Here is a 19,880-nt window from a genome sequence, read left to right as displayed (position 1 = left end):
ACGGTCCGTTTCGGGGGTGTCTGTCTGGGATCACTTTGTCCGGATTTCGGGCAACCATGGCTTCTCGATGTTGTCAAACCGAGACCCTTTAAGTGTGGTTTACAGCCCGGTGTTACTTAATAGTTGGCTCCATTGAGCTCGGGTCAATGGGTCGGCGCACTGTGGGGAGTGCGGACTCACGAGCACACTCGGGGCACTGCAAACGATCGCCGTCAGGGGTGTCGGTGGATCTCTACAGTGCCCCTCTTGTAGTCAAAAGTGGACTCATGAGGAGGAAACCCATGCGCGGTGCCAAGAGCGCCAAGTGGGTCGCGGGAGCGGCAATCATCGCCCTGGCCGCGACTGCCTGTGGCGGGGGCGACAGTGACGACAACGGCAAGGCTGCCTCGACGGAGAAGGGCAAGCCCGCGGGCTACGTCTCCATCGACGTCGGCGAGCCGCAGAAGCCGCTGATCCCGGCCGACACCAACGAGTCGCTCGGCAGCTACGTCATCCAGTCGCTGTTCACCCAGCTCCTGGACTTCGACGCCGACGGCAAGATCGTCTACACGAACGCCGAGTCCGTGAAGTCGACGGACAACAAGACGTGGACGGTCAAGCTCAAGGCCGGCTGGAAGTTCCACGACGGCACCCCGGTTACCTCCGAGTCGTACATCAAGGCTTGGAACTGGTACGCCAACGTCAAGAACGCCCAGCAGAACGCGTTCTGGTTCGAGGACATCAAGGGCTACGCGGACGTCCACCCCGAGAAGGGTGACCCGAAGGCCACGGAGATGTCCGGTCTGAAGGCGGTCGACGACACCACCTTCACGATCGAGCTCAACAACGCGGTGCCGTACTACGAGTACAAGCTCGGCTACGCCACCTTCGCCCCGCTGCCCGAGGTGTTCTACAAGGACACCAAGGCCTTCGGTCAGGCGCCGGTCGGCAACGGTCCCTACATCTTCGAGAAGTGGGACCACAAGAAGCTCATCCAGGTCAAGGCCAACCCTGACTACCAGGGCCCGAACAAGGCCAAGAACAAGGGTGTCCTGTTCAAGAACTACGCGACCGTCGAGGCCGCGTACCAGGACCTCCTGTCCGGCAACCTGGACATGATCCGCCAGGTCGGCCCGAAGGACCTGCCCAAGTACAAGCAGGACCTCGGCGACCGCGCGATCGACCAGCCGTACGCGGCGATCCAGTCGCTCGTCCCGACCTTCTACTCGAAGACCTTCAAGGGCATCGACCCCAAGGTCATCCAGGGTCTGTCGATGGGTATCGACCGCGACACGATCACCAAGACCGTGCTCAACGGCACCCGCAAGCCCGCCACCAGCTTCACGCCTCCGGGCGTCGCCGGTAACCAGGACCTGGGCACCGACGTGTTCAAGTTCAACCCGGCGAAGGCGAAGCAGCTCGTCAAGGAAGGCGGCGGCGTCCCCGGCAACAAGGTCTTCATCCAGTACAACGCCGACGGCGGCCACAAGGAGTGGGTGACCGCTGTCTGCGAGTCCATCCGCAACTCGACCGGGGTCGACTGTGTCCCGGACGCCAAGCCGGACTTCCAGACCGACCTGGAAGCGCGTGACAACGACCAGGTCAAGTCGATGTACCGCGGTGGCTGGGTGGCCGACTACCCGCTGAACGTCAACTTCATGCGCGAGCTGTACGGCACGACCGCCGAGGCCAACAACGGCCGGTTCTCCGACAAGGAGGTCGACGCGGCCTTCAAGAAGGGCGACAACGCGGCGACCCTGGACGACTCCATCAAGGCGTACCAGGAGGCCGAGAAGCTCGTCCTCGCCAAGATGCCGGCCATCCCGCTCTGGGAGTACAAGACCAACGGCGGCTACTCGAAGTCGGTGGACAACGTCACCGTCGACTTCCACGGTGACTACAACATCACCGACGTCACCGTCGTCAAGTAGCAGTAACGCCTGAGGGCCCCCACTCGGCCGTCAGCCGCCCACACAGGCAGTAGGTCCCGGGGGGCCGCTCTCCACATCCGGAGAGCGGCCCTTCGGGCTGCATTATCCCTATCGGAGGCAAACATGGGGCGTTACGTCGCGCGGCGACTGCTCCAGATGATCCCGGTCTTCCTCGGGTCAACCTTGCTGGTCTTCTCCATGATGTACGCGCTGCCCGGTGACCCCGTGCGCGCACTCGCGGGTGAACAGTCGGTCGACCCCACCCAGATCGCGGAAATGAAGAAAGAGCTCGGGCTCGACCTGCCGCTCTGGCACCAGTACTGGAACTACCTTGTGAACTTGTTCCAGGGTGACTTCGGCACGCAGATCGCAAGTGGCCGGCCCGTCGCCGACATCATCTCGGAAGCGTTCCCGATCACGGTCCGGCTGGCTCTGTTTGCCTTCATCTTCACGGTCGTCGTCGGTATCTCCATGGGTGTGTTCGCCGGTCTGAAGGCCGACACGCTCCGGGACCGCGGACTGCTCGTGCTGACGCTGCTGCTGATCTCGGTGCCCTCGTTCGTGCTCGGCTTCCTCGGCCAGTACTTCTTCGCCTTCCAGCTCGGCTGGGTCGAACCCAACGTGAGTATCGAGGCGAACAGCAGCGAGCTGATCCTGCCCGCTGTCGTACTGGGGTCGTTGTCGCTCGCCTATGTAGCGCGCCTGACCCGTACCTCGGTCGCCGAGAACCTGCGCTCCGACTACATGCGCACCGCCGTCGCCAAGGGCCTGCCCCGGCGACGCGTCATCGGCGTCCACCTGATGCGCAACTCGATGATCCCTGTGGTCACCTTCCTCGGCACCGACCTCGGTGCCCTGCTCGGCGGCGCGGTCGTCACCGAGGGCATCTTCAACGTCAAGGGTGTCGGCTCCGCCGTCTTCGACGCGCTCAGGCACCGCGAGGGCGCCACGGTCGTCGGCATCGTGACGCTGATCGTCATCGTCTATCTCGTCGCCAGCCTGGTCGTCGACCTGCTTTACGCGGTCCTGGACCCGAGGATCCGTTATGCCTGAGACACTGAAGGAAGCCACCGCGGAGACACCCGGGGCCGTGGCGGCACCCGTTGCCGTCGCAGCGGTCGGCAAGCCCCGCAGCCTGTGGTCCGACGCCTGGCACGACCTGCGGCGCAGCCCGCTGTTCGTGGTCTCGGCCGTCCTGATCATCTTCCTGCTGGTGATGGCGGTCTTCCCGGGCCTGTTCACCGGCGCCGACCCGCGGTACGCGGACCTGGCCCACCACTACCTGCAGAAGCCCAAGTGGGGGAACGTCTTCCAGGAGGACTGGTTCGGGTACGACATCCAGGGGCGCTCGATCTACGCGCGCGTCGTCTACGGCGCCCGTGCCTCGATCACCGTCGCCGTCGTCGTCACGGCCCTCGTGACGATCCTCGGCACCGTGGTCGGCATGCTCGCCGGCTACTTCGGCGGCTGGATCGACACGATCCTCTCCCGTGTCACGGACATCTTCTTCGGCGTGCCGTTCATCCTCGGCGCGATGGTCGTCCTGACCTCGTTCGAGGAGCGCAAGATCTGGGTCGTCATCCTGGCCCTGGCCTTCCTCGGCTGGACCCAGATCGCTCGTGTCGCGCGCGGTTCCGTCCTGACGATCAAGCAGGCCGACTACGTGATGGCGGCCAAGGCGCTCGGCGCCTCGACCACCCGCATCCTGCTCCGGCACATCCTGCCCAACGCGATCGCCCCGGTGATCGTCGTGTCGACCATCGCGCTCGGCGGCTACATCTCGGCCGAGGCCACGCTGTCCTTCCTGGGCATCGGCCTCGCCGAACCGACCGTGTCATGGGGTGTCGACATCTCCTCCGGCCAGGAGCAGCTGCGCAACGCCGCGTTCGTGCTGATCATCCCGTCGGTCATGGTGTCGATCACCGTGCTGGCATTCATCATGCTCGGCGATGCGGTACGCAACGCCCTCGACCCCAAGCTGCGCTGAGGGAGGCGTACATGACCATCATCGACAAGACGGCGGATGTTCCTGCTCCGCGTGGTTCGAACGACGAGAGCGGCCCGCTGCTCGAAGTGCGCGACCTGCACGTGGAGTTCCACACCCGCGACGGCGTCGCCAAGGCCGTCAACGGAGTCAACTACAGCGTCGCGGCCGGCGAGACCCTCGCCGTGCTCGGCGAGTCCGGCTCCGGCAAGTCCGTGACCGCCCAGGCGATCATGGGCATCCTGGACATGCCCCCGGGCCGCATCCCGAAGGGCGAGATCCTCTTCCGCGGCCAGGACATGCTCAAGATGTCCAACGAGGAGCGCCGGAAGATCCGCGGCCAGAAGATCGCGATGATCTTCCAGGACGCGCTCTCCTCGCTGAACCCGGTGCTCTCCGTGGGCTACCAGCTCGGCGAGATGTTCCGCGTGCACCAGGGGCTCTCCAAGAAGGACGCCAAGGCCAAGGCCATCGCGCTGATGGACCGTGTGCGCATCCCGGCGGCCAAGGAGCGGGTCAACGACTACCCGCACCAGTTCTCCGGCGGTATGCGCCAGCGCATCATGATCGCCATGGCGCTGGCCCTGGAGCCCGACCTGATCATCGCGGACGAGCCCACCACGGCGCTCGACGTGACCGTCCAGGCCCAGGTCATGGACCTGCTGGCGGAGCTGCAGCGCGACTTCAACATGGGCCTGATCCTGATCACCCACGACCTCGGCGTCGTCGCCGACGTCGCGGACAAGATCGCGGTGATGTACGCGGGCCGGATCGTCGAGACCGCCCCGGTCCACGAGATCTACAAGCGCCCCGCACACCCCTACACCAAGGGTCTGCTGGAGTCGATCCCGCGCCTGGACCAGAAGGGCCAGGAGCTCTACGCGATCCAGGGTCTGCCGCCCAACCTGCTGCACGTGCCGTCCGGCTGCGCCTTCAACCCGCGCTGCACGATGGCGCAGGACATCTGCCGTACGGAGATCCCGGCCCTGCGCCCGGTGACCGAGCAGGACGGCACCGAGCTGGTCGGCCGCGGCAGTGCGTGCCACTTCTGGAAGGAGACGATCCATGGCTGAGCTCGAGAAGGAGTCCGTGGACGCCACCCCGAACGTCACCGAAGTGGCGACGGTCAACGCGGCCACCGAGACGGAGGCCGTAGCCGCCCTCGACGCCCCGGTGTCGCAGGGGGAGCCGATCCTCCAGGTGCGCAACCTGGTCAAGCACTTCCCGCTGACCCAGGGCATCCTGTTCAAGAAGCAGGTCGGCGCGGTCAAGGCCGTGGACGGCATCTCGTTCGACCTCTACCAGGGCGAGACGCTCGGCATCGTGGGCGAGTCCGGCTGTGGCAAGTCCACCGTCGCCAAGCTCCTGATGACGCTGGAGCGGGCCACCGCCGGTGAGGTCTTCTACAAGGGCCAGGACATCACCAAGCTGTCCGGCCGCGCCCTGAAGGCCGTACGCCGCAACATCCAGATGGTGTTCCAGGACCCGTACACCTCGCTGAACCCGCGTATGACGGTCGGCGACATCATCGGGGAGCCCTTCGACATCCACCCCGACGTGGCCCCGAAGGGCGACCGGCGCCGCAGGGTGCAGGAACTCCTGGACGTCGTGGGTCTGAACCCGGAGTACATCAACCGGTACCCGCACCAGTTCTCCGGCGGTCAGCGCCAGCGCATCGGCATCGCCCGCGGCCTCGCGCTCAACCCGGAGATCATCATCTGCGACGAGCCGGTCTCCGCGCTCGACGTGTCGGTGCAGGCGCAGGTCATCAACCTGATGGAGAAGCTCCAGGACGAGCTCAACCTCTCCTACCTCTTCATCGCGCACGACCTGTCGATCGTCCGGCACATCTCCGACCGGGTCGGCGTCATGTACCTCGGCAAGATGGCCGAGATCGGTACGGACACGCAGATCTACGACCACCCGACGCACCCCTACACCCAGGCGCTGCTGTCGGCGGTCCCGGTCCCGGACCCGGACGCCCGTGAGGGCCGCGAGCGGATCATCCTCTCCGGTGACGTCCCGTCGCCGGCGAACCCGCCGTCGGGCTGCCGCTTCCGCACGCGGTGCTGGAAGGCCCAGGACAAGTGCGCCACCGAGGTGCCGCTGCTGGCGATCCCCGAGCGCTTCAAGGCCTCGGAGACGCCCGCCGCGCACGAGTCGGCGTGCCACTTCGCCGAGGAGAAGGACGTCGTGCACGCGGCGTAGTCCCCCCCCGGTCCGCACGAACGAGGACGCCCGGCCCCCGAGAGGGGCCGGGCGTCCTCGCGTTCCGGCTGCCACGTACGGAGGACATGAACATGCGACGGGCTGTCATATGGGGTGATATGGGGCATTGAGCTACTCAATGGACACCTAGGAGGCACTCCATGCGCGGAGCCACACGAGCCAGGTGGGCCGTCGGCGCGGTCGCCGTCGCCCTGACGGCCACGGCGTGCGGCGGCGGCGGGGACAGCGGTGGCGGCGGTGGTGGCGCCGACGGGATCGTGAGCTCCTCCTGGGGCGACCCGCAGAACCCGCTGGAGCCCGCGAACACCAACGAGGTGCAGGGCGGCAAGGTCCTCGACATGGTCTTCCGCGGGCTCGTGCGGTACGACTCCAAGACCGGTCAGGCGAAGAACGAGATCGCCGAGAAGATCGACTCGTCGGACTCGCAGAACTTCACGATCACGATCAAGGACAACTGGACCTTCAGCAACGGCGAGAAGGTCACCGCACAGTCCTTCGTGGACGCCTGGAACTACGGCGCCGCTCTGAAGAACAACCAGAAGAACGCCTACTTCTTCCAGTACATCGACGGCTACGACAAGGTCCACCCCGAGTCCGGCTCGGCGAGCGTGGACAAGCTCTCCGGCCTGAAGGTCGTCAACCCGACGACCTTCACGGTCAAGCTGTCGCAGAAGTTCTCGCTGTGGCCCGACACCCTCGGCTACGCGGCCTTCGTGCCGCTGCCCAAGGCCTTCTACTCGGACCACGACAGCTGGCTCTCCAAGCCCATCGGCAACGGCCCGTACACCATCGAGTCGTACTCCAAGGGCTCGTCGATGAACCTGCGCCGGTGGGACGACTACCCCGGGTCGGACAAGGCGCAGAACGGCGGGATCGACCTCAAGGTCTACACCGACAACAACACCGCCTACACCGACCTCACGGCCGGCAACCTCGACCTGGTCGACGACGTGCCCGCGTCCCAGCTCAAGAACGTCCAGGCCGACCTCGGCGACCGGTACATCAACACGCCGGCCGGCCTCATCCAGACGCTCTCCTTCCCGTTCTACGTGAAGGCCTGGAACACCCCCGGCGCCGTGAAGGTCCGTCAGGGCCTGTCGATGGCGATCAACCGCGACCAGATCACCGACCAGATCTTCCAGAAGACCCGTACCCCCGCCTCGGACTGGACCTCCCCGGTCCTCGGCGAGGAGGGCGGCTTCAAGGAAGGGCTCTGCGGACCGTCCTGCGACTACGACAAGGCCGGCGCGAAGAAGCTGATCGAGGAGGGTGGCGGCATCCCCGGCGGCCAGCTCAAGATCTCGTACAACGCCGACACCGGCTCCCACAAGGAGTGGGTCGACGCCGTCTGCAACAGCATCAACAACACTCTGGGCAACAACAAGGCGTGCGTCGGCGACCCCATCGGCACCTTCGCCGACTTCCGCAGCCAGGTGTCCACCCAGAAGCTGACCGGAGCCTGGCGCGCGGGCTGGCAGATGGACTACCCGCTGATCCAGAACTTCCTCCAGCCGCTCTACTACACGAACGCCCCGTCGAACGACGGCAAGTGGAGTAACGACGAGTTCGACGGACTGGTGAACAAGGCCAACGCGGAGACCGACAAGGCCAAGGCCGTCAGCACCTTCCAGGACGCCGAGAAGGTCCTCGCCGAGCAGATGCCCGTCATCCCGCTCTGGTACCAGAACGGCAGCGCCGGCTACTCGGACAGCGTCGAGAACGTCTCGCTGAACGTCTTCAGCGTCCCGGTCTACAACGAGATCAAGGTCAAGTGACCCGCTGAGCCGGGGAGGCCGGGCGTCCGCGCACCGGCCTCCCGGCCGCCCGCCCCGACCGTTCACCCCGACCCCCGGAGCCCCTCATGGGACGTTATGTGATCCGGCGGCTGCTGCAGATGATCCCGGTCTTCTTCGGCACCACTTTGCTGATCTTCTTCATGGTGAACGTGCTGGGTGACCCCATCGCGGGGCTCTGCGGCGAGCGCCGCTGCGACCCCGCCACCGCCGCCCGGCTGGCCTCCGAGTTCGGCCTCGACAAGCCCGCCTGGCAGCAGTACCTGACCTACCTGGGCAACATCTTCACCGGTGACTTCGGGACCGCCTTCAACGGGGACAAGGTCATCGACCTGATGGGTGAGGCCTTCCCCGTCACCATCAGGCTCACCATCGTCGCGATCGTCTTCGAGATCGTCATCGGCATCAGCCTCGGCGTCGTGACCGGACTGCACCGCGGCCGGCCCATCGACACCGGGGTGCTGATCCTGACGCTGGTCGTCATCGCCGTACCGACGTTCGTCACCGGCCTGCTGCTCCAGCTCCTCCTCGGTGTGGAGTGGGGCATCATCAAGCCGTCCGTCTCGTCGGAAGCGCCGCTCGACGAACTCATCGTGCCCGGCCTCGTCCTGGCCTCGGTCTCCCTCGCCTACGTCACCCGGCTCACCCGGACGTCGATCGCCGAGAACGCCCGCGCCGACTACGTCCGTACCGCGGTGGCCAAGGGCCTGCCACGCCGGCGGGTGATCGTGCGGCACCTGCTGCGCAACTCGCTCATCCCGGTCGTCACCTTCATCGGCACCGACGTGGGCGCCCTGATGGGCGGAGCGATCGTCACCGAGCGCATCTTCAACATCCACGGGGTCGGGTACCAGCTCTACCAGGGCATCCTGCGCCAGAGCTCCCAGACCGTCGTCGGATTCGTCACCGTCCTGGTCCTGGTCTTCCTGGCGGCGAACCTGATCGTCGACCTCCTGTACGCCGTACTCGACCCGAGGATCCGCTATGCCTGAGCAGAAGCCGTGGGAAGACACGTCGGGGGAGGGGCCGATCTCCGGGGACAGGGCGATCGCGGGGGCCGGTGCGGGCGGAGCGATGGACCTCGCCATGGACGAGGGCTCCACGCTGGAGAAGAGTCCTGGCGGCCCCGACGACGCCGGGCCCGCCGAAAAGCCGCGCAGCCTGTGGTCCGACGCCTGGCGCGACCTGCGCCGCAACCCGGTCTTCATCATCTCCGCGCTGATCATCCTCTTCCTGGTGGTCATCTCCATCTGGCCGTGGGCGATCACCGACATGGACCCGCTGGACTGCGACCTGAGCAAGGCCCAGGAAGGGTCCCAGCCCGGCCACCCCTTCGGCTTCGACGGTCAGGGCTGCGACGTCTACACACGCACCGTCTACGGCGCCCGCACCTCGGTCACGGTCGGTGTCTGCTCCACCGTCGGCGTCTCACTGCTGGGCGGCATCCTGGGCGGCCTGGCCGGCTTCTACGGAGGCAAGTGGGACGCGCTCCTCTCCCGCCTCACCGACATCTTCTTCGGTATCCCGGTGATCCTCGGAGGCCTGGTCTTCCTCTCCGTGGTGACCAGCTCCACGGTCTGGCCGGTGGTCGGCTTCATCATCCTGCTGGGCTGGCCCCAGATCGCGCGCATCGCGCGCGGCTCGGTCATCACCGCGAAACAGAACGACTACGTCCAGGCGGCACGGGCACTGGGCGCCTCCAACTCGCGGATGCTCCTGCGGCACATCACGCCCAACGCCGTCGCCCCCGTCATCGTCGTCGCGACCATCGCCCTCGGGACGTACATCTCGCTGGAGGCGACGCTCTCGTACCTCGGTGTCGGCCTGAAACCGCCCGCCGTCTCCTGGGGCATCGACATCTCCGCCGCGTCCCCGTACATCCGCAACGCGCCGCACATGCTGCTGTGGCCCGCCGGGGCGCTGGCGATCACGGTGCTCGCGTTCATCATGCTCGGCGACGCGGTGCGCGACGCCCTGGACCCCAAGCTGCGCTGAGGAGCCCGCTGCCATGTTGCTCGAAGTGCGCGATCTGCACGTGGAGTTCCACACCCGGGACGGGGTGGCCAAGGCCGTCAACGGGGTCAACTACTCCGTGGCCGAGGGCGAGACGCTCGCGGTGCTGGGCGAGTCCGGTTCCGGGAAGTCGGTCACCGCCCAGGCGGTCATGGGCATCCTCGACATGCCGCCCGGCAAGATCAGCGGGGGAGAGATCCTCTTCAAGGACCGCGACCTGCTGAAGCTCAAGAAGGAGGAGCGGCGCCGGATCCGCGGCCAGGAGATGGCCATGATCTTCCAGGACGCCCTCTCCTCACTGAACCCCGTGCTCAGCGTCGGGCAGCAGCTCGGCGAGATGTTCGTCGTGCACCGCGGGATGTCCCGGGGGGACGCCAAGGCCAAGGCCATCGAGCTGATGGACCGGGTGCGCATCCCCGCCGCCCGGCAACGCGTCGGTGACTTCCCGCACCAGTTCTCCGGCGGTATGCGCCAGCGCATCATGATCGCGATGGCGATGGCGCTGGAGCCCTCGCTGATCATCGCCGACGAACCGACCACCGCGCTCGACGTGACCGTCCAGGCGCAGGTCATGGACCTCCTCGCGGAACTCCAGCGCGAGCTCAACATGGGGCTCATCCTCATCACCCACGACCTGGGCGTGGTCGCCGACGTCGCGGACAAGATCGCGGTGATGTACGCGGGCCGGATCGTCGAGACGTCCCCCGTCCACGAGATCTACAAGGCCCCCGCGCACCCGTACACCAAGGGCCTCCTCCGCTCCATCCCGCGGCTGGACCAGAAGGGCCAGGAGCTCTACGCGATCAAGGGCCTGCCGCCGAACCTGCTGCGCATCCCGTCCGGCTGCGCCTTCCACCCGCGCTGCCCGATGGCCCAGGCCGTGTGCCGCACGGACGTCCCGCCGCTCTACACCGTGGACGAGGAACGCCGGAGCGCCTGCCACTTCTGGAAGGAGACGCTCGATGCACGCTGAGGACACGGGGCGCGGGGGATCCGCGGGAGGCTCCACACTGCTCTCCGAGGCGCGGGACGCCGACCGCGGGCGGCCGTTCGCCGAGGGCGACCCGATCCTGGAGGTGCGTGGCCTGGTCAAGCACTACCCGCTGACCAGAGGCATCCTCTTCCAGAAGCAGATCGGCGCGGTCAAGGCCGTCGACGGCGTGGACTTCGACCTGGCGGCGGGCGAGACGCTCGGCATCGTGGGGGAGTCCGGCTGCGGCAAGTCGACCGTCGCCAAGATGCTGGTCCACCTAGAGCCGCCGACCGGGGGCGTCATCCGCTACAAGGGCGACGACATCACCAAGCTGTCCGGCCGCGCCCTGAAGGCCGTGCGCCGCAACATCCAGATGGTGTTCCAGGACCCGTACACCTCGCTGAACCCGCGCATGACGGTCGGCGACATCATCGGCGAACCGTACGAGATCCACCCCGAGGTGGCGCCCAAGGGGAGCCGCCGGCAGAAGGTGCAGGACCTGCTGGACGTCGTCGGGCTGAACCCGGAGTACATCAACCGCTATCCGCACCAGTTCTCCGGCGGTCAGCGCCAGCGCATCGGCATCGCCCGCGGTCTCGCCCTCAACCCCGAGATCATCGTGGCGGACGAGCCGGTCTCGGCGCTCGACGTCTCCGTGCAGGCCCAGGTCGTGAACCTGCTGGACCGGCTGCAGGCCGACCTCGGTCTGAGCTTCATCTTCATCGCACACGACCTCTCGATCGTGCGGCACATCTCGGACCGGGTCGGCGTCATGTACCTCGGGCGGATCGTCGAGGTCGGCACGGACGCGGAGATCTACGACCACCCCACGCACCCCTACACCCAGGCGCTGCTCTCCGCCGTGCCGGTGCCCGACCCGACGGCGCGTGCCCACCGCGAGCGGATCATCCTCCACGGCGACGTGCCGTCCCCCGCGAACATCCCGTCCGGCTGCCGGTTCCGCACCCGGTGCTGGAAGGCGCAGGAACGGTGCGAGCTGGAGGTGCCGCTGCTGGCGGTGCCCGCGGTCTTCCGGGACACGGAGACACCGGCGCGGCACGACTCGGCCTGTCACTTCGCCGAGGAGAAGCAGGTGGTGCCGACGGAGGGCCTCCTGGAGACGCCGGAGCCCGCGGACGCGCCGCCGTCCCTGGACAAGGGGGACCGGGGAACGGGTGCCCCCGCAGACCCGGCGGAGCCCGGAGAGCGGGTAGACCCCGCAGACCCAGCAGAGCCCGGAGAGCCCGGGTCCCGGGAGGACAAAGAGTGATGAACGACCCTCATGCTCGTTAACACGCAGGCAACTTGACCGTCGCGGCTCCGATATACGAACGCTCCACCATGGAGAACGTACGGCCGTGCGGGTGCCGTGAACCGGCCGGGGCGTCCATCGTGTCGCCCCGGCCGGTTACCTGTGCCCGCCCCGCCCCACAGGCCCCCTTGTCCGTCCGCGGGCCGCGGAGGAGTATCGCGGGGTGATACTCACGCGGGGAGCCAGAATCACCGGAGCCGTGCTGCTTGCCGTGCTCGCGGCCACGGTCGGCGGCTGGATCGTGCGGGACCTCCGGGCCGTCGGGGAGCCGCTGGACCTGCTGCGCTACTGGGCGGGTTATATCGACGCCCGGCCGGAGGGGCTGCCCGCCACTCTGCAGGCCGATCCGGCACTGTTCCTCGTCTACGTCGTCGCGCTGATCGCCGCGCTGCGCTCCCCGGTGGCGGCCTCCACGCTGGTCACCACCGGCATCGTCACCTTCGCGCTCCGCCTCCCCGGTGTCTGGATCATCGGCGCGTCCTGGATGGACCAGCGGTACGGCGACGAGCTGCGCACCCGCGCCCTCATCGGGACCTTCGTCGCGCTCGCCGCCGGGCTCGCGCTGATCGTCACCGGCGCGGCCGGCCGCAGGCAGCCCGCCGACCCCTACGAGCCGTTGCCGACCGGGCCGGGCCAGGGGGCCGGCGTCGCCGCGTTCCTGGCGCTCGGCATCTCGGGGGCCGTCCTGATCGCCTGGGAGGTGCGCCAGTTCTTCACGCTGCCCTCCGCGCTCTATCCCGACTGGTTCATCGGCGGACGCGTCATCCAGACCGGGCTGACCGCCGCTCCGCCCGGCTGGAGCAGCTCGGTGCTCGCGGTGCTCTGCCTCGTGGTGGCGTGGACCGCGCTCTTCCGTGCCGTCCACGCCCGGCCCCTCGGCATGATCCTCGCGGCGTTCCTCCTGCTGTCGGGCGTCACCGGGACCGCCCGGGCCTTCCACCACCGGATGACGGACCGCTTCGGCGACCTGGGGGCGGAGCAGCAGCTCATCGTGCTCACCTCGGTCCTGCTCCTCCTCACCGGGGCGACGGCCCTGCTGGTCCTCGCACGCCGGGGCCCACAGGACGCCGACGGCCGGAACCAGGGGTACGGCGGCTACGGCTATCCGCAGAGCGGGGCGCAGGGCTACGGCTACCCGCCGGGAGGGACACCCGGCTACGGCTATCCGCAGAGCGGGCCGCAGGGTCACGGCTACCCATCGGCCGGCAGTCCCGGCTACGGCTATCCGCAGACCGGCGGCGGGTCCGGCAACCCGCCACCGCCCGCCTCGCCGCCGCCGGGCTGGTGAAGTACCCCCGGCCGCCGTGCCCTACGCCCGGGGCAGCCCCAGCGAACGCCTGAGGAAGTCCACCTGGAGCAGGAGCAGGTTCTCGGCGACCTGCTCCTGCGGCGTCATGTGCGTCACCCCGCTCAGCGGCAGCACCTCGTGCGGCCGGCCGGCCGAGAGCAGGGCGGAGGAGAGCCGCAGGGCGTGGGCCACCACCACGTTGTCGTCAGCGAGGCCGTGCACGATCATCATCGGCCGTGCCTGACCGGCCGGCTCGGAGAGTCCCTCGTCGGTCACCAGCGAGCTGTGGGCGTACACCTCCGGCTGTGCCGCGGGGTCGCCGAGGCAGCGCTCGGTGTAGTGGGTGTCGTACAGCCGCCAGTCCGCCACCGGGGCTCCGACGACGGCCGCGTGGAACACGTCGGGGCGCCGCAGCACCGCGAGCGCGGAGAGGTAGCCGCCGAACGACCAGCCGCGCACGGCGACCTTCGACAGGTCCAGCGGGAAGCGCTCCGCCAGTGCGTGCAGCGCCTCGATCTGGTCGTCCAGGGTGAGGGTGAAGTCGTCCCTGACGGCCTTCTCCCAGCCGGGGGAGCGTCCGGGCGCGCCCCGGCCGTCCGCCACGACCACGGCGAAACCCTGGTCGGCGAACCACTGGGACGTGAGGTGCGGGTTGTGAGCGGCGACGACCCGCCGCCCGTGGGGGCCGCCGTACGGATCCATCAGCACCGGAAGCGGACCGTCGGATTCCGTGTACCCGGAGGGGAGCAGCACGGCGCACGGGATGCGCCGTGCGCCCCCTTCCGTCAGGTGCACCCGGGCGGTGAGGACCGGTTCCTGGGCGAGATTCGCCACGGTGGCGATCCGCCTGCCGTCACCCAGCACCTGTACCGCCGTCCCGGGGTGCTCCAGGGAGGCGGACACCAGCACCGTCACCCTGCCCGAGCGCACCGCGGAGTGCACCCCGGCGCCCTCGCTCACACGCTCGACGCCCAGTTCGTTGACCCGGTACACATGGCTCTGCCCGGTCTCCGGGTCCGCCGCGCTCTCCCCGGCCGTCGCCTGGACCAGAATGTCCGACTCGCCGATGTCCAGCACGGCCTGGATGTGCAGCCGGTCCCCGGTCAGCAGTCTGTCGCCGACCGAGAGCACCCGGGCGCCGCCCTCGTCGGTGATCCTCACCAGTCGGCCGTCCGGGGCCCACGCGGGCACCCCGGCGAAAAGATCAAGCCAGATGTCGTCCTCGTCGACGTGCACCGTGCGCGTGGCGCCGCTCTCCGGGTCGACGGCGAGATGCAGCTGGCTGCGCTGGTCGCGCGCCTGCACGAGAAGCAGCGGCGCCCCGTTCGTGGACCAGTGCACGCGTGCCAGGTAGGGGAAGCGCGAGCGGTCCCACACGACCTCCGTGCGGTTTCCGTCCAGGTCCGTCACGAACAGCGTCACCGCGGCGTTGGCCGTCCCGGCCGCCGGATAGCCGACCTCGGCGGGCTTGCTGCCGGGGTGCGCCGGATCGGCGATCCACCACCGCTGGACGGCGCTGTCGTCGACCCGGGCGACCAGCAGGCGGTCCGAGCCGGGCGACCACCAGAAACCCCGGTAGCGGCTCATCTCCTCGGCCGCGACGAACTCCGCGAGGCCGTACGAGGTGTTCGCGTCCTCCGGCTCGGCGACCACGCGGTCACGCTCGCCCTCCGCGCCGACCACGCGCAGCGCGCCCCGCACGACGTAGGCGACGTGACGGCCGTCGGGGGAGGGCCGCGGATCGATCACCGGGCCCGGTACCGGCAGGGCGCGCGCCGTGCCGGCCCTCAACTCCGCGACGTACGCCCTTCCGGAGAGCGTGAAGGCGGCCAACTCGGCCGCGTCGTCGACGGCGTAGCCCACGATGCCCGCCGAGCCCTCCCTGGTCCGCTCGCGGCGGGCCCTCTCCTGCGGTGACAGCTTCTCCGCCGAACCGCCGAGCAGGGCGGCGGGATCGGCGGCGACCCGCTCCTCGCCCGTCCCCGTGTCCAGGACCATGAGCCGGTTAGCCCGGTCGGTGCCGGACGCCGACCTGAGGAACAGCACCCGCGTCCCATCCGGTGAGACGGTGAACGCCCGCGGTGCGCCGAGAGTGAACCTCTGGGTCCGGGCGTGCTGGCGGGGAAAAGACAGCTTCTGCGAGGTCATGGCCTCGAACCTAGCCCTCGCCGGGCGGTCCGTGCGCCCCTCGTGCTGCTGTGCCCCGATCAATGCGTCGGCACGGATAGTTATGATCCGTAGCGCTCGGTGGGTATGAACCTGCTGGCTCCATGTGTGCTGCCTGTCCCGACCGTACTGATGGAGGTGAACCGCCGTGGCACTCTCGATTTCGGCGGTGGTGCTGCTGGCGATCGTCGTCTTCCTGCTCATCCGGAAATCCGGACTGAAGGGCGGACACGCGGTGGTCTGCATGTTGCTCGGGTTCTACCTGGCGAGCTCGTCGATCGCACCGACCATCTCGGAGGTGACGTCGAACGTGGCAGGAATGATCGGGGGCATCAAGTTCTGACCGGTGTGCGGTGCGCCCCCGAACCCGTGGGGCGTTCGGCCCGGGGGGCGGGCGGCTCGTAGGGTGGTCCCATGAAGGACCTTCCCCGCCGCCGTCTGCTCCTCGTGCACGCGCACCCCGACGACGAGTCGATCAACAACGGCGCCACCATGGCCAGGTACGCGGCCGAGGGCGCCCACGTCGCCCTGGTGACGTGCACCCTCGGCGAGGAGGGCGAGGTCATCCCGCCGGACCTCGCGCACCTGGCCGCGGACCGTGACGGCGGCCTGGGCGCCCACCGCACCGGCGAACTCGCCGCCGCGATGAGGGAGCTCGGCGTCACCGACCACCGCTACCTCGGCGGCCCGGGACGCTACCGCGACTCCGGAATGATGGGCACCGAGCAGAACCACCGCCCCGGCGCCTTCTGGGCCGCCGACCCCGACGAGGCGGCCGGCTCCCTCGTCGGAGTGATCCGCTCCCTGCGCCCCCAGGTCCTCGTCACGTACGACCCCGACGGCGGCTACGGCCACCCCGACCACATCCAGGCGCACCGCGTCGCGATGCGGGCGGCGGAACTGGCGGCCGATCCCGCCCACGACGCCGGTTCCGGCGCCCCGCACACCATTGCCAAGATCTACTGGAACAGGGTGCCGCGGCCGGTGGCCGAGGAACTGTTCGCCAGGCTCCGTGAGACGCGGCCCGACGCCTTCCCGGGGATCGCCGCGATCGACGACGTACCCGGTGTCGTGGACGACGCGGAGATCACGACGGAGATCGACGGCTCCGCGTACGCCGAGGCGAAGACCGCGGCCATGCGGGCGCACGCGACGCAGATCGCCGTGGACGGGCCCTTCTTCGCCCTCTCGAACGACCTCGGGCAGCCCGTCTTCACGACCGAGTACTACCAGTTGGTGCGCGGGGTCCACGGCGGCCAGGATGGGGGCAGGGAGCACGACCTCTTCGCGGGCGTGCCGGACGCGGCCCTCGCACCGGGAGCACAGGCATGAGCAGCAGGCAGAGGCCCCGAGCCTCGTCGGAGTCGCCGCGCACCAACGCCCCGCCGAGAAGCCCGGCGCCCACCGGTCTCGCCGCGCCGCCCAACCCGGCGCGGATCCCGCTCTACGTCGGCCTGGTGATCCTGGGAGCGGCCGTGGGACTCGCGGGCACCCTCGTCCAGGCAGCCGTGTTCCCGGGCGGGTTGCTGCTCGCCCTCGCCGCGTCGGCCGGACTGTTCTACGGCGGCCGGGTGCTGACCGGGACACAGCTCGGCGCCCTGGTGCCGGCGGTGGGCTGGTTCATCTCCGTCGTCCTGCTGCTGGGCGGGCGTCCCGAGGGCGACTACGTCTTCGGCGAGGAGATCGGCCTGGCGCTCTTCCTGCTCGGCGGAATGGCGGTCGCTGTGATGTGTGCCACGATGTCGCGGCTGCCATTTCCGGCCAACAACACCGGCGGACCTGGCACATGATGTGGTATGTCCGCCTCCGGATTGCTCCCCCGCCGGGTGATGGGTGCATCCTTGTTTCACCCGCGCGCGGAGAGTCTTACGGTGGCGGCCAGTATGGTGGTGCGCGCGCCGAGCCGTCCCCTGGCCTGCGGCATGGGGGAAGTACGGGCGGCGGAGCCAATCGGGAGAACCTGCTTTGAGTCGTGAAACTGACAGTTCGTCCTCCGGCCCCCAGGGGCGCGGCGGAGCCGCGTACCCGTCGGGTACGCCGCCGTACGGATCACGCCAGTATCCGTCGCTGCACCCGTCACAGAACGGGCCGGACGACACTCCGGAGCCTGCGGATCCGCCTCAGCCCGAGGAGCCCAGAACAGAGACGACGCTGACGACGCGCATCCGGATCAACATCCCCGGTTCGCGTCCGATCCCGCCTGTCGTGATGCGTACACCGATGAGTGAGACGGACGCATCGGGCGGAGCTCCGGCCGGCGAGCGGGCCGGCAGCACGCCCAAGCCCGGCGCATCCGCGCCGTCCTCCGGCGGAGCGGTGCCCGGACCCGGGGCCGAGACCCGTGACGGCGCCCCGGCCGCCGAGACCCCGGCCGAGAAGCCGGCCCGGGAGAAGAGCGGCAGCGACTGGTTCGCGCCGCGCAAGGCTCCGACCCCGCCTCAGGGGACGGCGTCCGCCACCCCGCCACCGGGAGCGCCCGGCCCGGGCCCCGGAGGCCCCGCCTCCGGTGATCCTTCGGGTGCGGGCCGGGGCCCCGGCCCCGCGCCGACTCCGCCCCGCGTGGACTCGCCGTATTTCTCGGACGGTCCGCAGCAGCCGGGCGCAGGGCAGGGCGGCAGCGCTCTCGACGGGTTCGGCGCGGGCGGCCCCGGCGGCCCGCTGACCACACCCGGCCCCGGTGTGCGACAGCCGGGCGGCCCCGGCCCGTCCGGTCCCACCACCGGTCCGGTGACGGGGAGTTCCTCCCTCACGCCCAACCTCGACAACTTCCCCGGCGGCCCCGCGGGCGGACCTGCCGGCCCCGGCGGTCCGGTGGGCGGTCGCCCCGGTGGGCCGGTCGGCGGTCGTCCCGGCGGTCCCGGCGGGGCGCCGCCGCGGATGTCCGACGACACCGCGATCCTCACCCCGCAGACCCCGGTGCCCGGCCTCGGCCAGGTGCCCGGCGGAAACGTGTCGGGTGACACACTCACCAGCGGCATCCCCGTCATCCCCTCGGCGTCGCGCCCGGCGTTCCCCGGCGGTCCCGGCGCGGTCCGGCCCCCCGAGGGCCCCCAAGGCGGCGGGCCGGCCGACCCGGGCGCGCACGTGCCCGCGCCCCGGCCCGCTCCGAAGCCCGCGCCGCCCGCCAGGAAGGGCCGCTCCAAGCCGGTGCTCCTGGGTGCGGCCGTCTTCGTGCTGCTCGGCGTGGCCTACGGAGCCGGGCTGCTGATGAACCACTCCGAGGTGCCCAAGGGCACCACGGTGCTCGGCGTCGACATCGGCGGCGGCACGAAGGAGGAGGCGGTCACCAAGCTGGAAGCCGCCTTCGGCAAGCGCGCCCAGGCACCTCTCAAGCTGTCCGTGGACGGCAAGGAGGAGGAACTCGCCCCGGACAAGGCGGGTCTCACCCTGGACAGCCAGGAGACCGTCCGTGGCGCCGCCGGCAGCGACTACAACCCGGTCTCCGTGATCGGCTCCCTGTTCGGCGGGGCACGCCCCGCCGACCCGGTGATCCCAGTCGACGAGGAGAAGCTCGGAGTCGCCCTCACCGACCTGGCGGGCGTCTCCGGCTCGGCCAACGACGGCACGATCAAGTTCGAGCCGAACAAGGCCGTCGCCGTGCCCGGCAAGGCGGGTAAGTCCCTCGACGTCAACCGGTCGATGGTCTCGGTACGCGACGCCTACCGCGCCCAGGTCCAGACCGGCAAGGCGGCCGTCGTCGAACTGCCCGTCGCGGCGACCGAGCCCACCATCAGCCAGGCCGAACTGGACCGGGCGATGAAGGAGTTCGCGGAGCCCGCGATGTCCGGGCTGGTGACGATCCACGCCGGACCCAAGAAGATCGACTTCGGTCCCGCCAGGTCCCTGCCGCAGATCCTGTCCATGAAGCCGGTCGACGGCAGGCTGGTCGAGGTCTACGACAAGAAGGCCATCGAGACGCTGCTGGACGGTGTCTTCGACGGCGTGATGATCACCAAGGCCGACGGCAAGCAGCACCAGGTCGGCCCGGACGACGTCGCCCAGGCCATGCAGGGCGCACTGCTCGGCAAGACAGAGGCGGAGCGGACCGTCACGATCGATCTGAGCGGCGAGGGCTGATCCCGGCAGCCGCACCCGCCGGCCGCTCCCGCCCGGACCTCCGGGCGGGAGCGGCCGCGGTTCCGGACCTGGTCGGGGCGCGTCCGGGTCCCTGACGGCGCCGGGGCGCGACCATGTCCGTACCGTCTCGCGAAG

The 19,880-nt window shown here is 69.3% G+C and carries 16 protein-coding genes; 15 read left to right on the top strand and 1 reads right to left on the bottom strand.

Annotation, left to right across the window (positions count from 1 at the left end; all coding sequences use genetic code 11):
* Positions 1-281: 281 nt before the first annotated feature.
* From OG206_RS11760 to OG206_RS11710, 11 genes are all read left to right on the top strand, one after another.
* Positions 282-1,910: a peptide ABC transporter substrate-binding protein gene (locus OG206_RS11760; protein ID WP_327115069.1), complete on the top strand. Its 1,629-nt coding sequence runs from the start codon at positions 282-284 to the stop codon at positions 1,908-1,910.
* A 123-nt stretch (positions 1,911-2,033) separates the two neighbouring features.
* Positions 2,034-2,963, top strand: coding sequence for an ABC transporter permease (locus OG206_RS11755; RefSeq protein WP_327115067.1), 930 nt, complete (start codon positions 2,034-2,036; stop codon positions 2,961-2,963).
* The gene (locus tag OG206_RS11750; protein ID WP_327115065.1) at positions 2,956-3,897 is read left to right on the top strand and encodes an ABC transporter permease; all 942 of its coding nucleotides are present in this window, start codon (positions 2,956-2,958) and stop codon (positions 3,895-3,897) included. Before OG206_RS11755 ends, OG206_RS11750 begins: the two co-directional genes overlap by 8 nt.
* Positions 3,898-3,908: 11 nt before the next feature.
* Complete coding sequence (locus OG206_RS11745) at positions 3,909-4,967, top strand: ABC transporter ATP-binding protein (RefSeq protein WP_327115063.1); 1,059 nt, start codon at positions 3,909-3,911, stop codon at positions 4,965-4,967.
* A complete protein-coding gene (locus OG206_RS11740) occupies positions 4,960-6,102 on the top strand; it encodes an ABC transporter ATP-binding protein (protein ID WP_327115061.1) in 1,143 nt (380 codons plus the stop codon). Before OG206_RS11745 ends, OG206_RS11740 begins: the two co-directional genes overlap by 8 nt.
* A 161-nt stretch (positions 6,103-6,263) precedes the next feature.
* On the top strand, positions 6,264-7,898 hold the full coding sequence (locus OG206_RS11735) for a peptide ABC transporter substrate-binding protein (RefSeq protein WP_327115059.1): 1,635 nt from the start codon (positions 6,264-6,266) through the stop codon (positions 7,896-7,898).
* A gap of 86 nt (positions 7,899-7,984) precedes the next feature.
* Positions 7,985-8,908, top strand: coding sequence for an ABC transporter permease (locus OG206_RS11730; protein ID WP_327115057.1), 924 nt, complete (start codon positions 7,985-7,987; stop codon positions 8,906-8,908).
* Positions 8,901-9,911: an ABC transporter permease gene (locus tag OG206_RS11725; protein ID WP_327115055.1), complete on the top strand. Its 1,011-nt coding sequence runs from the start codon at positions 8,901-8,903 to the stop codon at positions 9,909-9,911. The genes OG206_RS11730 and OG206_RS11725 overlap by 8 nt, the downstream gene beginning before the upstream one ends.
* A 13-nt stretch (positions 9,912-9,924) precedes the next feature.
* A complete protein-coding gene (locus OG206_RS11720) occupies positions 9,925-10,902 on the top strand; it encodes an ABC transporter ATP-binding protein (RefSeq protein WP_327115053.1) in 978 nt (325 codons plus the stop codon).
* A complete protein-coding gene (locus OG206_RS11715) occupies positions 10,892-12,172 on the top strand; it encodes an ABC transporter ATP-binding protein (protein WP_327115051.1) in 1,281 nt (426 codons plus the stop codon). The genes OG206_RS11720 and OG206_RS11715 overlap by 11 nt, the downstream gene beginning before the upstream one ends.
* Before the next feature lie 205 nt (positions 12,173-12,377).
* The gene (locus OG206_RS11710; RefSeq protein ID WP_327115049.1) at positions 12,378-13,502 is read left to right on the top strand and encodes a hypothetical protein; all 1,125 of its coding nucleotides are present in this window, start codon (positions 12,378-12,380) and stop codon (positions 13,500-13,502) included.
* A 21-nt stretch (positions 13,503-13,523) separates the two neighbouring features.
* Here OG206_RS11710 and OG206_RS11705 read toward each other — a convergent pair whose 3' ends face one another.
* Entirely contained in the window at positions 13,524-15,650 is a 2,127-nt protein-coding gene (locus tag OG206_RS11705; RefSeq protein WP_327115047.1) for a S9 family peptidase, read from the bottom strand.
* A 166-nt stretch (positions 15,651-15,816) separates the two neighbouring features.
* On the opposite strand from OG206_RS11705, the gene OG206_RS11700 reads away from it, so the two are divergent.
* The 4 genes from OG206_RS11700 to OG206_RS11685 all read left to right on the top strand — a co-directional run bounded on the left by OG206_RS11700 (position 15,817) and on the right by OG206_RS11685 (position 19,745).
* Positions 15,817-16,011, top strand: a complete 195-nt coding sequence (locus OG206_RS11700) for a hypothetical protein (protein ID WP_014154257.1) — start codon at positions 15,817-15,819, stop codon at positions 16,009-16,011.
* Between the two features lie 71 nt (positions 16,012-16,082).
* Positions 16,083-17,000, top strand: a complete 918-nt coding sequence (mshB, locus tag OG206_RS11695) for an N-acetyl-1-D-myo-inositol-2-amino-2-deoxy-alpha-D-glucopyranoside deacetylase (RefSeq protein WP_327115041.1) — start codon at positions 16,083-16,085, stop codon at positions 16,998-17,000.
* Positions 16,997-17,458 (top strand): DUF6113 family protein, encoded by a 462-nt coding sequence (locus tag OG206_RS11690; RefSeq protein ID WP_327115039.1) that lies wholly within the window; start codon positions 16,997-16,999, stop codon positions 17,456-17,458. Before mshB ends, OG206_RS11690 begins: the two co-directional genes overlap by 4 nt.
* 175 nt (positions 17,459-17,633) lie before the next feature.
* Positions 17,634-19,745 carry a hypothetical protein gene (locus OG206_RS11685; RefSeq protein ID WP_442805836.1) on the top strand — a complete coding sequence of 704 codons (2,112 nt, stop codon included), beginning with the start codon at positions 17,634-17,636 and terminating at the stop codon, positions 19,743-19,745.
* Positions 19,746-19,880 lie beyond the last annotated feature (135 nt).

This window comes from Streptomyces sp. NBC_01341 (genome assembly GCF_035946055.1).
Classification (GTDB): Bacteria; Actinomycetota; Actinomycetes; order Streptomycetales; family Streptomycetaceae; genus Streptomyces.
This window is presented reverse-complemented; position numbering and strand designations above follow the sequence as displayed.

What these genes read in the sequence shown, in the direction of transcription:
- OG206_RS11730 (WP_327115057.1), top strand. Translation starts at nt 7,985, where the DNA reads ATGGGACGTTATGTGATCCGGCGGCTGCTGCAGATGATCCCGGTCTTC.
- OG206_RS11740 (WP_327115061.1), top strand. Translation starts at nt 4,960, where the DNA reads ATGGCTGAGCTCGAGAAGGAGTCCGTGGACGCCACCCCGAACGTCACC.
- OG206_RS11735 (WP_327115059.1), top strand. Translation starts at nt 6,264, where the DNA reads ATGCGCGGAGCCACACGAGCCAGGTGGGCCGTCGGCGCGGTCGCCGTC.
- OG206_RS11720 (WP_327115053.1), top strand. Translation starts at nt 9,925, where the DNA reads ATGTTGCTCGAAGTGCGCGATCTGCACGTGGAGTTCCACACCCGGGAC.
- OG206_RS11745 (WP_327115063.1), top strand. Translation starts at nt 3,909, where the DNA reads ATGACCATCATCGACAAGACGGCGGATGTTCCTGCTCCGCGTGGTTCG.
- mshB (WP_327115041.1), top strand. Translation starts at nt 16,083, where the DNA reads ATGAAGGACCTTCCCCGCCGCCGTCTGCTCCTCGTGCACGCGCACCCC.
- OG206_RS11750 (WP_327115065.1), top strand. Translation starts at nt 2,956, where the DNA reads ATGCCTGAGACACTGAAGGAAGCCACCGCGGAGACACCCGGGGCCGTG.
- OG206_RS11725 (WP_327115055.1), top strand. Translation starts at nt 8,901, where the DNA reads ATGCCTGAGCAGAAGCCGTGGGAAGACACGTCGGGGGAGGGGCCGATC.
- OG206_RS11715 (WP_327115051.1), top strand. Translation starts at nt 10,892, where the DNA reads ATGCACGCTGAGGACACGGGGCGCGGGGGATCCGCGGGAGGCTCCACA.
- OG206_RS11690 (WP_327115039.1), top strand. Translation starts at nt 16,997, where the DNA reads ATGAGCAGCAGGCAGAGGCCCCGAGCCTCGTCGGAGTCGCCGCGCACC.
- OG206_RS11760 (WP_327115069.1), top strand. Translation starts at nt 282, where the DNA reads ATGCGCGGTGCCAAGAGCGCCAAGTGGGTCGCGGGAGCGGCAATCATC.
- OG206_RS11705 (WP_327115047.1), bottom strand. Translation starts at nt 15,650, where the DNA reads ATGACCTCGCAGAAGCTGTCTTTTCCCCGCCAGCACGCCCGGACCCAG.
- OG206_RS11755 (WP_327115067.1), top strand. Translation starts at nt 2,034, where the DNA reads ATGGGGCGTTACGTCGCGCGGCGACTGCTCCAGATGATCCCGGTCTTC.